Below are 15,954 nucleotides of genomic sequence, written 5' to 3' on the forward strand. Positions count from 1 at the left end.
GTGATAAATAATATTATATGGATGTAAGGGGGTTATATGTGGTTTTTGGAAGAAATATWCTCAGAGGATGAGACAACAGTTGGTTATTTTCTGATCATAAGAAATGACAGATCCAACAATCTAAATCATCAATTAAAAGAAGAGCGAATATTAACGAATGTTCTGTATGATCATACTTTCAATATTAACAAATCACTTATTAAAAAGAATGCACCACTTTTTTTTTGGTTATCATCAGAATCCCTCACTAATTCTGCCATGCTAAAGAAGTTATCAAGGATAGCCAACGTATTTAATATCGTTATTGAGTTGAAAGAAGAACAATTATTGTGTCATGAACTACTTATTAAGATTGATTTTCTTCAGAGTGTAGGAGTAGAAATATGCATTAATGATTCGTTTAATCGGTTGTTATGCGATGAGGGTGAGATGATCAAAATGTCCGACTATGTGAAAGTAGATGCGTCATTGGATTACGGCAAAAGCAAACGAAATCAGCTTGAAGGATACCAACGTCACGGATGTAAAGTTATTCTATGTAATGTTGATGATAGATCACAGGCGGCTACGCAGTATTACTGGGCGAAATATGGCAGTGTTTATGCTCCCACTGTTCGGTTTTGCGAGCAGAAACAGCAGTCTGTTTTATTGCTTGATGATAGTTATGAAAGGCAAGCTTTAGGAAACTTAAATCAATGGTTAGAGAGAAGGTAAGAAAAGGCAAGGAAAAGGTGTTTAAAGTGAGGGGTGAGTTTTTTATCAGTAATTAAAGTGAGATATGACAGCCATTAGAAGTCGTTGTAATTGAAAAGAACACAATAAAACCCTAAAGTTAACTAACTATGTATCATTTGTATTCTAAATGTAACAGGTGGCATAAATATACTGCTATAATGACAATACTCACCTAGAAAGAAGTTTAGAACTATGACTATAAAACAGAAATTAATTTTATTAACCCTCCTTTCGATTGTTGCGCTATCAGGAGTGGCCTTTTCAGGTTGGTATTCACAACAGAAAGTGCTCGTCTTGAATAATGAAGCGACCATTGTCTCGAATATGGAGGTGACGTTGTTAAATTTAAGACGTAACGAGAAAGATTTCTTAAGCCGTGAAAACGTAAAATATATTGATACCTTCAAGAAAAATTACGCCAGCTTAAAAGCATTTAATCAAGAATTGCAAGCATCTCTAATCTCCAGCGGATTTGAATTCAACTTCTCAAATATAGATGCTTCGTTAGAAAACTATGCTCAAGGTTTTTACAAAGTCGGTGAAGGATATAAAGCATTAGGGGTGAAAGGTAATGAAGGGGTGATTGACTCTTTTAAGAGTGAGTCAACACAGTTCCTATCGTCTATCCAACCGTCTATGCGGTATGAGTATCAGTCACTCGTAGATGATGTTATGTTGTTTTATTACTCTGATAATCTTGAATATATAGACGATTATAACAAACGTAAAGAGAATTTAACCAGCGATCTAGTGTATCAGAATGACGAAGAAATAACCAAAATTCACGCAATCGTTTTGGAATTAGTAAACGTAAAAACTGAATTAGGGTTAAGCTACTCAGAAGGATTAAAAGGGGTTATTCGTGAGCGTTCAAGAACGGCGGAAGGTTATTTTAAAGAGTTGAGTAAAACCGTTAATGAACGTATAGAAAATGAGAAATCTCTGACGCTAAAATACAGCATCATATTTGTTGTGCTGTTGATTATCGTGTCAACGGTCGTTACGTCGATTATTAGTCGCGATATTAGAAAACGTATTTCTGGTCTATTAATGACCATGACCACCATTTCAGAAAACCAAGATTTGACGATTCAAGCGGATGGTAGTGGTAAAGATGAATTAGCCGAAGTGGCCACCAGTTTTAATCAGTTCCTTACAAATCTGCGTAACCTTATTGAAGAGAGTAAAGTCGTCAGTTTAGCGGTAGGTTCTGCATCGGAAGAGTTACTGCAAAATAGCCAGTCAACGTCAGACTCCTTGTCGAAGCAAGAAGATGAAACTCGTCTGGTTGCTACCTCAATTGTCGAGATGGCAGGAACTATCTCAGATATTTCGGCCAACACAGAGCAAGCGGCAGAAAATGCGCGTCAAAGCCACATCAAAGCAGGGGAAGGAAGCTCTCAAGTAGAAAAAACCTGTGGCACCATCTCTCATTTATCAACTCAGTTGTCTGAAGCGTCGAATGAAGTGACCAACTTATCTGAGTTATCCCATTCGATTGGTTCAGTGCTTGATGTTATTCGTGATATTGCAGAGCAAACGAATCTATTGGCATTAAACGCGGCGATAGAGGCGGCACGAGCAGGGGATCAAGGACGTGGCTTTGCTGTGGTTGCAGATGAAGTGCGTGCATTAGCCCAGCGTACAAGCAAATCGACAGAAGAGATCTCTTCTATCATTAACTCGCTACAGAAACAGACGCATGAAGTAGTCGGCAAAATTTCGGTGTGTCGTGAATTGGGTGAAGACAGTGTTAACGAAGCCTCTTCGGCTCAAGAGAAGTTGAATGAGATCATTATTGAGATGCAATCCATCATGGACAACAGCTCGCAAATTGCAGAGGCACTTGATCAACAGAAGATAGTAAGTGAAGAGGTTAATCAGAATGTTACTGCGATACAAGAGATAACGGGGGGGAATAACCGTTCTGTGTCAGAGAACTCAGTGGCAGTACAAAGCATTGTGGAGCAAGTGTCGGGATTAAGCAGCTCAATCTCGAAATTTAAATCGTAAATAGTCGTATAATAGTAAAACGAGCCTGCATTGGGCTCGTTTTTTGTTTTGATCTGATGCATATTGCACTATAATCTGCGACCGTATTTTGGTTCGGTTATTTACCGCCGCACGCATTAGGAATTAGCATATGTCATTTTCATCACAAGGTTTCTCCCAAGAAGTCGTTCAAGCATTAACGGAATGCGGTTATGAAAAACTCACTCCGATTCAACAAGCAGCTATTCCTGTGGCACGTAAAGGTCACGATATTCTTGCCAATGCGCAAACTGGAACCGGCAAAACAGCAGCCTTTGCACTACCGATTATCCAGCAACTGCTTAACCAACCGAAACCAAGAGTACGCTCAAGAGTTCGTGCGTTAATTTTGGCGCCAACAAGAGAGTTGGCAGCACAAATTGCTGACAATATTGAGCAATACACCAAATACACCGATTTAAAAGTTGCCGCTATTTATGGTGGAAACAAAATGTCATCGCAAGTTCGAAGATTGGAAGAGGGGTTAGATATTTTAGTCGCCACTCCGGGTCGTTTAACTGAACACATGGAACTGCGTAACGTAAATATTAGCAATCTTGAGTTTCTGGTTTTTGATGAAGCAGACAGAATGTTAGATATGGGTTTCATCAACGCGATTCGTAACATTATGATGGCAGTGAATACTGCTCCTCAGATCATGATGTTCTCAGCGACAACCTCGACACAAGTTAACCTACTGTCCAATGATATTTTACGAAAACCAAAGCGCATCTCTGTGGATCGTGAAAACACCACGGCGGATACTGTTTCGCACGTTGTCTATCCAGTAGAAGAGAAACGCAAACATGAGCTTTTGTCTGAATTGATTGGCAAAAAGAACTGGAAACAGGTGCTGGTGTTCGTTAACTATAAAGAGAACGCTAACATGCTGGTGAAAGAGCTTAAGCTCGATGGGATTAAAGCAGTTTTGTGTCACGGTGACAAAGCACAAAGCGCACGCAGACGTGCTCTTGATGAGTTTAAAGAGGGTAAAGCGCGCGTTATGGTGGCTACCGATGTTGCTGCTAGGGGATTAGACATTGCTGATCTGCCTTATGTGGTGAACTACGATATGCCATTCCTAGCTGAAGATTACGTTCATCGTATTGGTCGTACTGGCCGTGCGGGCAAAAAAGGGAACGCCATCTCATTCGTGAGCCGTGAAGAGGAGTTATCGCTGGTTCAAGTAGAAACATTAATTGAGCAGCGTATTCACCGAGTTATTCTAGATGGATATGAACCAACTAACCGTGATGCGTTGATTCAAAAGATGCATAGCAAACCTGCATTTAAAGATCGTAAAAGTCGTACTAACAATCCAAGTGCTGACCAAGCATCTGCAGAGCGACGTGCTCGTCTACGCTCAGCGATAAAAAATAAGAAAGCATAGTTTATATACGTAATAAAAAAAGGCTGAAGATACTCATTATCTTCAGCCTTTTTTTATGTCAGCGAATAACTCGCAGTATGAGTTAGCTGGAAAGGCTAGTCAGTTTGTTGAACACTTGAGCTTTAGCCGTTTTACTGATGGTTCGCATTAACGAAAAATCAGGTCGCTGAATGTTAAATGTCACGTCGAGTTCATCGAGCATGACTAACCACAGTTTAGCTGTCATTTCGGTATCAGCTAACGCGCGGTGAAACACCCCATCGTTGTCGATATTTTTATACTCAACCAAGCCACCGAGTTTATGATTAGGGGCATCTTGAAATAGACGACGAGCGATAAGCATAGAGCAGGCAAAAGTTCCGCTATAATCACGACCAATCTGATTCAATTCGGCATCTAAGAAACGCTGATCAAAAGAAGCGTTGTGTGCCACCAGGTTATGGTGACAAATAAAGTCAGCAAAGCGATCCATTACCTCGTCACAGGGCGCAGCAGTTTGCAGCATCTGATTACTGATACCAGTATAACCTTGAATAAAGCCGCTAATACGAAAACCTGGGTTCATCAGCTCTTGAAATCGGTCGACCACAATGCCATCTTCCAGCTTAACCGCACCAATCTCAATGGCGCGATCGCCTTGATTTGGTGAAAGGCCAGTTGTTTCGAAATCGAGAACGATAACATTATGGGCAGAGGTAGAAATAGTCACCATCGGTCTCGCTTAGTGATTACTCTTCACTGTCACTGTCAGAAACAGCATCACTAGCAGCCTTATCTTCTGCTTTTTTAACACGTAGCTTGTTGCCTGCGACACTAGTACCGTTTAGCGCTTTGGTTGCCGCTTTGGCTTCACCCGCTTTTGGCATCTCAACAAATGCGAAGCCTTTAGATTTTCCTGTCGCTTGATCAATGACCAAAGAACAAGACTGAACGGTGCCGTGAGTTTCAAACATATGTTGAAGTTCTTCTTCGGTCGTTGTGCGAGCTAGGTTGCGTACAAGTAGTTTCATGATAATGCCATTATTTGGTAGGATTTTGACGCTGATTATCCCAGATAGTTTGGGATAAGCAATCTAAGATGCAGAGTATACAGAAATTGATGCAAACTGCTTGTTTTCTTTAACTCGCACTATGGTTAGAATAGCGGAAATTTTCAGCCAAACCGTGAGATATTATGGAACGCGACTATACCTTTAACTGCTTAGTGACTATGCCTCGCCATGAACTTGAAGAGTTTAGCCACCGAGTCGTGAGTAGAATGGTTCCCGAAGAGAGCATGCAAGAGATCTTTACGTTTGAGCATGATGATTCAGCCAGTGAAGATAGAAAACAGACTGCCCAGTTAGACGCCATGTTACGTTTAGTCGCGGTCGCCTTAGGTGAGGTGCAATATGCGTTTTCAGAGTCCGACAATGCCTCTCAAAACAGCCAGCGTATGCAGCGACTTATTTTGTGGCACAGTTATGCGATGCTGTTTAACTTAGAAGAGGCCGTTACTCTTGAACAACACTGTGAGTTAGCGGAAGAGTTAGTTCAAACTCCGCCGAAAGAGACATTAGGTTGGTTAGCTGCACTGTCAAAATTGCTGCAACAATACTCTGAATTGGCAGCTAAAAACGGCAACCAATAGAAAGCTTAAGAACGGTTTACCTGCTTTATCGCTGTATCTATCAAGTGTGGATACAGCTTTTTAAATAGAGCAAGCAAAGGGTCGTAGTGTTCCAAAAGCGGTTGATTACAAGCGGCTAACGGAGCCATTCTCTCACTGCGTAACGACATCCTATGTAAGGCAAAGCTGATATTCTCCATTTCAGCGTATGACTCCAGCCAACGCCCTTGCCACATCGATTGAGTGACTTGTAAAAAACGAGGCGGAAACTGAATGGGTTGACTCTGAATATCTCGCTGCGTCTCTTTGCAAAACACTCTTAATGAAGTTGGATGGTAATCTGCCCAATGCCTAGCAAGGCAGTGATCCCAAAACATATCCAACGCGATCGGCGCGAATCTTCTTTGGTGATCAGGAAAGAGACTCTTGGCCACTTTACTATCATCGTGGGCATCAATATAGCTATCAATAAAACGGTGTAATCGAATACCGCTGGCAATTGAAGGGACAAAATGATTATCTGGATTCCCTTTTACAAAATCGCCTAATAAATTCCCTGCTAAACTGCTTTGGCAGCGATGTGCGATATGAAGATGGGCTAAAAAATTCAAATTATCGCTTTGCCTGTTTGACACGAACAACATGTTTAGTCAGCTTGGTCACCAATTGCGGTAGCATGGATGCCATGATCATGACTAACATTAAAGAGTACTGGAACAGTGTAAACGATTCATTCATCAATATACCCCCAGCAAGGATGCCTGCGATAGGGTTAGCGATACTACCAAAAGTGATATCAACCACAGACATTCTTTGCAGTAACCATACATACAGCCCATAAGCGATAACCGTGTTAATGATGACAATCCACACAATGCCAATGAGGTTTTTTATCTCAATGTGATTGAATATCGCCATATACTGCTCTGGGTGTACAAAGTAATCACCCACCGAAACCAGAGAGAGCAGAATTCCACCAATAATTAACTGCCAAGCAAGCACCGTTTTCCAATCCATTCTATTGGCCAGTACTTTAGTTAGCATACTGCCAGTTAATAGACATAGAATCGCTACTAACATCGCCACAATGCCAACTACGCTTAAAGAGACTTTGCTCGGGTCAAAGAGAAACCAAGTCGCTGTGACGATAATCGCACTGGCTAAAAGCTGTGTTTTGCCCGGTTTAACGCGATAAACGCAGTAAGTCATGATAATTGCAAAAACAGGTACCGTTACCATACCTACCGAAGAGATCGCGGAAGGTAAGTTATTCGCCATCACAAAAATCATGCAGAAAAAGGCCGCAATGTTGATGGTACCAAGCACTAAAAGGCGGCCCCATTCATGAGCACGTGGCAGTTTTGGTTTAAACACCAATAGGATGATACCCGCTGGTAGAGCACGGATAGCGCCTAAAAATAGCGGTGGCCAATCAGGCAGGGTTAACTGACTAACTGCATAAGTGGTTCCCCAGAAAAAAGCAGGGATCATGGCGAGCAAAATGTTCATTAAAGTATCTTCACGTTAAGATAAGGGGCGCACTTTACAGATAGAATAACTCTATGTAAAGTATCTTCACGTTAAATTAAATTGGCCAGTAAATGGACGCGTTAGACCGAATTAAAAAGCAGTGGGCACGAGAAAGACCCGAACTAAATACGTTACCTATGCAAATTTTGGGTCGAATGGGCCGAATATACAAGTATAGTGCTGGAAATATTTCGGAATGCCATGAGAAGTATGGGATTAAGATCGGTGAGTTTGATGTGCTCGCGACACTACTTCGTTCAGGAGAACCTTATCAGCTGACCCCTTCTGAGCTCCTCACTCAACTGATGCTCACATCCGGAGCCATGACCAACCGCATGACTCGTTTAGAAGAGAAAGGGCTAATAGAGCGTAGCCATTCCGTTGAAGATCGCCGCAGTGTTATGGTTAAACTCACCATAGAGGGCCGTTTACTCATTAATACCGCTTTGACTGAACACGTGGTCAAACAGCAGCAAATTACCAGCAGCTTAACTGAAGAGGAGCAACAGCAAATGAATCACTTGCTGACCAAGTGGTTAAAAGAGTGGGAATAGCAAATATCATCAGTAAATTAGTGAAAGGTGAAATGAACTTGGGCGAGAGAGCAAATAATAAAATAAGGAGTAGAGTGCTAGTATGTTGTTTATGGACTAAAAATATAATTCTCTTAATCTTCCACAATAAAAGCACACACTTTTTATGATATGATGTACTGATTCATATGATTGATAAGGTTGTTAATAATGGAGCAGATTTCTCGTTTATCTATTATTCATCGTTTACTAAGTCACTCAAGATATCCTGTACCAAAGAGTAAGTTATTAGAGGCCTTAGAGTGCTCAGAATCTACATTTAAGCGGTTGCTTCGAAAAATTAATGATGAATTTGATGCATCGATTTTATATGACAGAGAACATAAAGGCTATATTTACGATCCTAGTTGTCCGCAGTTAACCCTACCGTATTTGAACTTTTCTGATAAAGAGTGGTTTGCACTATTAACTGCCGAAAAGTTATTTACTGACTTACATACAGGCTCACTAAGCAAAGAGCTTGAAGGCATTAAACACGTATTACAGAAAACAAAAAATCAAGTAGAAGATCTTGGTATCGCGAATAAAATAGAGATACTCAGTGCGATAATAAGCATTAATCATACCGATGTATTTAATCAAATAACTACCGCATTATGGTCTGAACTTAGCATTAATGTTGAATACCAAGATAGTCAACAAAACACCACTCAGCGGACACTCTCCCCACAAAAAGTCTTCCTGTATAAAGATGCATGGTATCTCTTAGCTTGGTGTCACCTACGAAATCAAATTCGTATATTTTCACTAAATCGACTGGTTTCAGCACAAGATAGCAATGTGGTTTTTCATCGATTGCCAGAAGAGCAGATTCAAGCTTACCTTAAAAAAAGTTATGGCTTAATGGTAGGTAGTACTCAGCATCAAGCCATTATTCGTTTTGACCAAGCTGTTGCACCTTGGGTACTAGATCATACATGGCATAGCGATCAGAAAATTGAAACTCTCGCAACGGGTGAATTAACTCTTAGCTTTTCTTTTAGTGACCATCGTGAATTGGTACGTGAAATTATGCGCTTTCAACCAAATGTGACTGTTATATCTCCAGTGTTTTTGAAAGAGGCTGTAGCGCAGTGTTTGTTAAAAGCCGTAGAAAGAATGCAAAAATAATGCACAGGGTCAGTATGTGACCTTACGGTTTAGTAAGGTGTTTGTATTAACTTTTTAAGGGGGGTATATGGAAAACTTTTCTTCGTCTGATCTTAAAAGTATTTTGCATTCAAAACGAACCAATATGTTTTATCTCGAATATTGCCGAGTGATGCAAAAAGATGGCCGTGTTCTATATCTCACAGAAGCGAAAAATGAAAACCAATACTTCAATATTCCCATCGCCAATAGCACCGTATTACTGCTAGGTAACGGGACTTCAATTACTCAAGCCGCCATGAGGATGCTCGCTCAAGCAGGTGTGTTGGTTGGTTTTAGTGGTGGCGGTGGCACACCCTTATACATGGCTAATGATGTAGAGCAGCCTATTGAGTGGTTTACGCCACAAAGCGAATATCGTCCAACCGAGTATTTACAAGGGTGGATGTCATTTTGGTTCGATGATCAAAAACGCTTGGCAGCAGCAAAAGCATTTCAGCAAGCAAGATTAGATTTCTTACAGAAGATCTGGGCAAAAGACAGAGAACTAAAACAAGAAGGATTTAATGTCAAAGAGTCAGGGCTGCAAGAAGCGTTTGAGCGGTTTGAAGCGCGAACGGAAGCCGCAACCAAGCAGAGTGACTTGCTACTGACAGAAGCGCAATTAACCAAACATCTCTATAAGTTTGCCGCTAATAACGTTCAGCTACAAGATTTTAAAAGACAACATCAATCTACCGATAAAGCCAATGATTTTTTGAATCACGGCAACTATTTGGCTTATGGCTTGGCTGCGACAACATTATGGGTATTAGGCATTCCACATGGCTTTGCTGTAATGCATGGGAAAACCCGACGAGGCGCGCTAGTGTTTGATGTCGCTGATTTAATTAAAGACACCATAGTACTGCCGTGGGCATTTATTTGTGCCAAAGAAAACGATACAGAGCAAGAGTTTCGCCAACAAGTTCTGCAAGCCTTTACCGATCATAAAGTGTTGGATTTCATGTTTGATACCGTGAAAGAAGTGGCTTTAGCACATCAACAGCCTAAGTCGGCAGATGGCGGAGAGCAAGCAAGATGATGGTCACCTTTGTTTCTCAATGCGAAAAAAATGCCTTAAAGAAAACACGTAGAGTATTAGATGCCTTTGCTAATCGCATTGGCGATAACACATGGCAAACCATTATTACCGAAGATGGCCTGCTAACCGTAAAAAAAATGCTGCGCCGAACGGCGAGTAAAAGCACTGCGGTAAGTTGTCATTGGATACGCTCGCGCTCTCGCAGCCAGTTTTTGTGGGTGGTGGGGAATCGATTGAAGTTTAATTTAGAGGGTGTGGTGCCAGTGAATAGTACATCAAAGCCTATTAATGATAAGGAAGCGTTTTTCCTGAACTCTGACGTTATTGCATTGCTATCAAATCTGTCTGGTTTATTCCATGATGCTGGAAAGGCAATAGCCTTATTTCAGAATAAATTGCTACCAGGTTTTGAAGGAAAAACTTTTGAACCTTATCGTCATGAGTGGGTTTCTCTTCGTATTTTTCAAGCGTTTGTAGCAGGTAGAGAAGATAAAGTTTGGCTTACCGATCTTGTTAACATTGATAATTTAGCAGAAGAGAAAATGCTCATCAATTTAGCGGAATTAAAAGACGGCTTAAAGTTAAACCCTGAAAACCCATTTAAAGCACTTCCTCCGTTAGCAAAATTGGTTGCATGGTTAATTGTCTCTCATCATAAATTGCCTCAATACCCAAAGAATGAAGATAATCCGCCCGCATTTGAAAGTATGGATAAATGGCTTGATTTTAGTTTAGAGGCTTGCTGGAATTCACCGCAGTGTTTAAATGATGATTGGGACAGAAGTGTCATTGAACAAAATTGGATTTTCCCATATGGCACACCGCTAAAAAGTGCTCATTGGCAAACACAAGTGAGTATCTGTGCAAAAAAAATATTGCACTGTGATCGTATGTTTGAGCAGAACTGGTTCGAACAACATTTCACCATTCACTTGGCGCGCTTATCGTTGATGTTATCTGATCACTACTATTCGTCGAAAAAAGAAACGACTCCAGAGCTACAAGATAGAAATTATCATGCTTATGCTAATACAGATAAAGATGAAAATGGTAACAAATACCGAAAACAGAAACTTGATGAACATAACATTGCAGTAGGGCTTAATGCGTATTTAATTGCTAAAGAATTGTTTAAATTGAAGCGTGAATTACCACAGTTAAACCCTAATAAATCATTCACTGATAAAGTACCTAACAATCATCAAGAAGACTTTGGATGGCAAGATAGTGCTTTTAATTTAGCTAAAAAAATGAAAGACGATAGCCTCAAATATGGTTTTTTTGGTGTTTGCATGGCCTCTACTGGGAAGGGGAAGACGCGTGGCAATGCGCGGATCATGTATGGACTATCTGATGAAGGTCAATGTAGGTTTAGCGTTGCGTTAGGTTTAAGAACGTTAACATTGCAAACTGGTGAGTCATTACGAAAAGATTTGGATCTAGATTATGATGAACTTGCATTGCTCATTGGTTCACAAGCCGTAAAGGATTTACACGCACAAGCAAGAGTGCCTAATACTAGCGAACAACAAGATAAAGGCAGTGAGTCCGCAGAATCACTTTTGAAAGATGAAATGATCTTAAAAGAAAATCTACCTGATTATTTTGGCGCATGCACTACGTGGCTTGAGCATGATCCTAAAATATTAAAGCTCATCCAATCACCTGTGTTAGTAAGTACAATAGATTACTTGATGCCAGCAAATGAAGGTATTCGAGGTGGTCGGCAGATCGCGCCAATGCTTAGGCTGTTGACATCAGATTTAGTCCTTGATGAACCAGATGATTTTGGATTGGAAGATCTGCCTGCTTTGTGTCGTTTGGTAAATTGGGCTGGCATGTTAGGTAGCCGTGTATTGCTCTCAACGGCAACTATTTCACCGTCACTTGCCAGTGCATTGTTCACTGCATATCAAGAAGGTCGTAAGCATTATACTCAAGTGAATGGTGAACTAGGTGAAACCGCCAAGGTTTACTGTGCATGGTTTGATGAATTTAAAAAGCCACAGGCAACATTTATTACAGATACATCGCACTTTTCGAATACTCATGATGGTTTTGTAGAAAAACGAATTTCTAATTTAAAAAAGAAAACTAACCCTCATCGTAAAGCTAAATTAATCACTATAGAGGCAGACGAAAATCTTGCTCCAACTGAACAAATGGCGAAGGTTATAAGGCAATCGGTCATTGAACTTCATCAACAACATGCTTTAGTGGTTGCGAGTAAAAAAATATCGATTGGTTTAGTGCGTATGGCGAATATTGATCCCTTGATCCAAGTGGGTAAATACCTGATTGCGCAAGGTACGCCCGTAGATACAATAATTCATTATTGCATTTATCATAGCCAGTTTCCTTTACTTCAACGTTCAAAAATCGAAAAACAGTTAGACAATGCGCTTTCTCGTCACAGTGAAAAAGAATGGTTAGTAAACAGTGAAATACGAAGTATTGTAGAAAAAAATGCTGAAAAAAATCATATTTTTGTCGTGTTAGCGACAGCAGTAGCTGAAGTGGGGCGAGATCATGACTATGATTGGGCAATTGTAGAGCCAAGCTCAATGCGATCAATTATTCAATTAGCAGGGCGAGTGCAACGTCATCGTAAGCAAGTTCCTGTTTGTGAAAATATACATATATTGTCTAAAAACTATAAGGGGTTAAAAGGTAAGTCGCCTTGCTTTGAAAAACCAGGTTTCGAGACACAAGAGTTACGTTTTATGACTAATGAACTTAGTGGTCTTGGCATTGATAATGAATTTGAAGTAAATGCAATCCCAAGAATTAAAACGCCCAATACGCTCTCTGTAACAAATGACATTGCACCTAAATTTTGTTCATTTAATGAGCTTGAACATTTTTCTCAAAAATTGCGATTGGTCGGGAGTATTAAACAGAAAAATAACGCATCTCTATGGTGGAATAATAAAGTGACTTGGTGTGGAGAGCTTCAGCGTTTACAGCCCTTTAGGCTGTCTTTAGCTAACGATGATTTCATAATTAATTTTACACGTACTGATAAAGTTATTTGGCAAAAGAAAGTACCAAAAATATTCCCACCCCAATTTGTTAACACGACTGATATAGCAAAAAAACCGGAAGATATAGCGGTAGGTTTGAGAAATGTATTTTGGGGTGATTTTAATTTAAAAGATGAAATAGCGCAGCTCGCGAGAGTTTTATCTGTAAATGAAGAATATGTAAGGGAGAAGTTTACTTACTTATCGTTAAGGAAACTGGATGAAAACTCACCAGAGCAATGGCAGTGTCATCCAAATTTGGGGATATACAAATTTTTGAAAAAGGATGAATATAAAAGTGAAGAATGAACTGAATGAAAGCGTTCAAGATTCAATCAAGGAATATATTGATAACGTTGGTGATAAAAAGATTACTGATCGAACTCTTGAGAAACTAGATAAGATCCATAAGGAGTTTATTGATGAAATTCATGTCCAGTTGAAGCCTTTATTAAAAAAAAATAACGAACTAAAAATAAAAATAGGAGTTATTAAAAAGAGAAAAGCTGTCAAAAATTCGACTAAAAAAGAGAAAGTACTCTTTAAGAAAAACGTGATAGATGAGTTAATAAGCATATCTAAAAACTATTGCGATCTTAACGATATTTATAGAGAGTTTTTTGAAAATGTTAAGTTCGTTAATAGTCTGAACAAGTATGAACAATGGCTTAATTGGGCACTTGATTTTGGAGAAGATAGTTACCTTGCAACTCATATCGCGAAATTAACACATTCTAGTAGCAAGGGATCATCTATTGACGTTAGGTATCATGAATCTTGTGATAAATATAATAGATATTATGTTTGTACTGCATCAAATCCAGTGCTTGATACTGCATATCCCGATAATAAATACTCATCTATTTCTCAGCTTTATAATATTAAAGTAGGAAATGGTTATGTTGGTGATTATTTAAGGAATGAAAATGAAGCAATTTTTAGTAAATTTAGCGAAAATGCAGAGCTGATAAAACTGTGGGCTATAGGCTTTTCAAAATTTATTAAGAATGAAAAAAAGAAAAGCTACTTTTTATCAAAACAAATTTACTTTCCTATTTGCAATGAGCAGTACCATTTATTAATGCCACTTACGTCATCGTCTTTGGTGCATGCAATACACCTTGAGCATAAAAAATACTGGGATGAAGAACAGGAAAAAACGCGAAGTCAAAAAAATATCAAGAAATATTCAGAAACCACAACCTGTACTTATCCGAATAAAGCATATTTACATGTGACAGGCTCGAATCATTCTAATGCATCTTCGCTTAATGGTAAGCGTGGTGGAAGAGTGGCATTGTTACCCGCGATGCCACCTGTATGGAAATCTAACACTCCATCTTATGTTAATAAGGTTTCTATCTTCGATAAATCACTCGCGTTTGAATTAATAAATGAAATTAAAGAGTTAAAACACTACTTGCTTTTAATTAAAAATAAATCATTGAGCATCAGTGAACCAAAACGAAATGAAGCTGTGATCAATAAATTACAAGCGATTAGTAGTCAATTTTTCAATTACTTGGAAATGATCAACCTTAATGAATCACTTGAAGGGTGGACTGCAAATAGCAAACTTCCTAATGACCAACAACTTGTGCTTGAGCCATGGCGGGAAGATGAGGCTGCCATGGTATTAAAGTTGAATAATAAATGGCAGGTTTCTTTAGCTCAAACGTACGGGCGTTGGTTAAATAATCAGCTTGATAAAAAAAGCAAACTACAGTTGAGCCCAATTCAAGCGAGGTTATGGACTGATTGTTTCTTAATTGAATTAAGAGAAAGGGTTGCTATACAGGAGGTGAAAGTATGAGCCAATATATGGTGTTGAGTCATATAGATATTCAAAATGCAAACTCTATTGCAGGGCTTACTTGGGGATTTCCTGCGGTAACAAATTTTTTAGGATTTACTCATGCATTAAATAGAAAATTATCGAACAGTTATGATGGTCAGTATGATCTCGATTTAATCGGGTGTGCGGTGATATCTCATTCCTTTTATAACAAAGTATATCAATCAAAACAAAATGCTGACTTTGAGTTTTTGCAAAGTAAAAACCCACCCGTTCTGGCAAAGCATAAGGGTTCATCACCGCCAATTATAGAAGAGGGGAAAATGAATTTGTCAGTAAGTTTAGTGATTGAACTCGAACAATCCCTATTACTTTCGGCAGGTGAAATTAAGCAGTTTGAAAAGGATGTTTTAGATATTTGTTTTGGGCTCAGGCTGGCTGGTGGCAGTATTCTAAATATTAAACGAGCTAAAGTAATATCTGCTAGCACAGAAGTGCAGCATATTGAAATGTTAAGGAAAATAAAAAAACTCACATTACCGGGCTTTGTGTTATTGGAGCGAAGTAACTATCTGAACGATCACTATCAAGTATTGTTAACAACTCATAAAGAAATGAATAATGATCAAGATGAACCTCAGTTATTCGATGCTTGGTTAGACTTTAGTGCATTAAAATTTAAAGCAATACCACAACTAGATAATGACCAAACTCAGCCAGATGAAAACACACGGGCAAATTGGACATATATAGCGAAACCATATTCTGGGTATTTAGTACCACTGATGACTGGCTATAAAGCAATTAGTGAGTTGTATGCGCCTGAAGAAGTATTAAGCACCCGAGATGAAGTCACGCCTTGTTGTTTTGTGGAGTCTATCCATTCTGTTGGAGAATGGAAGGGCGTGCATAACATCAAAAAAATAAAAGATACTATTTGGCGTTATAAGCAAGAAGGGCAGTGGTACTTGTGTCGACAAACTAGCCATTTACCAAGTAATAATAACGAACCGAAYCTTAAATCAGAAGAGATAAAAACTCTCAATTTTAATGACGCACTTAACCTATTTTAAGG

The 15,954-nt window shown here is 39.3% G+C and carries 14 protein-coding genes; 10 read left to right on the forward strand and 4 right to left on the reverse strand.

Annotation, left to right across the window (positions count from 1 at the left end; translation table 11 throughout):
- Positions 1–36 precede the first annotated feature (36 nt).
- The 3 genes from L4C32_RS13490 to L4C32_RS13500 all read left to right on the forward strand — a co-directional run bounded on the left by L4C32_RS13490 (position 37) and on the right by L4C32_RS13500 (position 4,156).
- Positions 37–714 (forward strand): hypothetical protein, encoded by a 678-nt coding sequence (locus L4C32_RS13490; protein ID WP_428197403.1) that lies wholly within the window; start codon positions 37–39, stop codon positions 712–714.
- Positions 715–927: 213 nt separating this feature from the next.
- Entirely contained in the window at positions 928–2,748 is a 1,821-nt protein-coding gene (locus L4C32_RS13495; protein ID WP_428197404.1) for a methyl-accepting chemotaxis protein, read from the forward strand.
- 130 nt (positions 2,749–2,878) lie between these two features.
- The gene (locus tag L4C32_RS13500; protein ID WP_428197405.1) at positions 2,879–4,156 is read left to right on the forward strand and encodes a DEAD/DEAH box helicase; all 1,278 of its coding nucleotides are present in this window, start codon (positions 2,879–2,881) and stop codon (positions 4,154–4,156) included.
- Between the two features lie 82 nt (positions 4,157–4,238).
- Here the strand turns inward: L4C32_RS13500 and L4C32_RS13505 are convergent, their stop codons facing one another.
- On the reverse strand, positions 4,239–4,868 hold the full coding sequence (locus tag L4C32_RS13505; RefSeq protein WP_428197406.1) for a 3'-5' exonuclease: 630 nt from the start codon (positions 4,866–4,868) through the stop codon (positions 4,239–4,241).
- A gap of 16 nt (positions 4,869–4,884) precedes the next feature.
- Positions 4,885–5,166 (reverse strand): RNA recognition motif domain-containing protein, encoded by a 282-nt coding sequence (locus L4C32_RS13510; protein WP_428197407.1) that lies wholly within the window; start codon positions 5,164–5,166, stop codon positions 4,885–4,887.
- A gap of 164 nt (positions 5,167–5,330) precedes the next feature.
- Between L4C32_RS13510 and L4C32_RS13515 the strand changes: the two genes are divergently transcribed.
- Positions 5,331–5,786, forward strand: coding sequence for an exoribonuclease R (locus L4C32_RS13515; protein ID WP_428197408.1), 456 nt, complete (start codon positions 5,331–5,333; stop codon positions 5,784–5,786).
- Positions 5,787–5,791: 5 nt separating this feature from the next.
- Here the strand turns inward: L4C32_RS13515 and L4C32_RS13520 are convergent, their stop codons facing one another.
- Positions 5,792–6,376: an acyl carrier protein phosphodiesterase gene (locus L4C32_RS13520; protein ID WP_428197409.1), complete on the reverse strand. Its 585-nt coding sequence runs from the start codon at positions 6,374–6,376 to the stop codon at positions 5,792–5,794.
- Between the two features lies 1 nt (position 6,377).
- The gene (locus L4C32_RS13525) at positions 6,378–7,274 is read right to left on the reverse strand and encodes a DMT family transporter (RefSeq protein ID WP_428197410.1); all 897 of its coding nucleotides are present in this window, start codon (positions 7,272–7,274) and stop codon (positions 6,378–6,380) included.
- Positions 7,275–7,366: 92 nt separating this feature from the next.
- Between L4C32_RS13525 and L4C32_RS13530 the strand changes: the two genes are divergently transcribed.
- From L4C32_RS13530 to csy2, 6 genes are all read left to right on the forward strand, one after another.
- Positions 7,367–7,849: a MarR family winged helix-turn-helix transcriptional regulator gene (locus L4C32_RS13530; protein WP_428197411.1), complete on the forward strand. Its 483-nt coding sequence runs from the start codon at positions 7,367–7,369 to the stop codon at positions 7,847–7,849.
- Positions 7,850–8,038: 189 nt separating this feature from the next.
- Entirely contained in the window at positions 8,039–8,998 is a 960-nt protein-coding gene (locus tag L4C32_RS13535) for a helix-turn-helix transcriptional regulator (RefSeq protein WP_428197412.1), read from the forward strand.
- 67 nt (positions 8,999–9,065) lie between these two features.
- A complete protein-coding gene (gene cas1f / locus L4C32_RS13540) occupies positions 9,066–10,061 on the forward strand; it encodes a type I-F CRISPR-associated endonuclease Cas1f (protein ID WP_428197413.1) in 996 nt (331 codons plus the stop codon).
- Positions 10,058–13,393, forward strand: coding sequence for a type I-F CRISPR-associated helicase Cas3f (cas3f, locus tag L4C32_RS13545; RefSeq protein WP_428197414.1), 3,336 nt, complete (start codon positions 10,058–10,060; stop codon positions 13,391–13,393). The genes cas1f and cas3f overlap by 4 nt, the downstream gene beginning before the upstream one ends.
- A complete protein-coding gene (gene csy1, locus L4C32_RS13550; protein WP_428197415.1) occupies positions 13,383–14,897 on the forward strand; it encodes a type I-F CRISPR-associated protein Csy1 in 1,515 nt (504 codons plus the stop codon). Before cas3f ends, csy1 begins: the two co-directional genes overlap by 11 nt.
- On the forward strand, positions 14,894–15,952 hold the full coding sequence (gene csy2, locus L4C32_RS13555; RefSeq protein ID WP_428197416.1) for a type I-F CRISPR-associated protein Csy2: 1,059 nt from the start codon (positions 14,894–14,896) through the stop codon (positions 15,950–15,952). The genes csy1 and csy2 overlap by 4 nt, the downstream gene beginning before the upstream one ends.
- Positions 15,953–15,954 lie beyond the last annotated feature (2 nt).

Source organism: Aliivibrio kagoshimensis, from assembly GCF_050337105.1.
Taxonomy (GTDB): Bacteria; Pseudomonadota; Gammaproteobacteria; order Enterobacterales; family Vibrionaceae; genus Aliivibrio_A; species Aliivibrio_A kagoshimensis.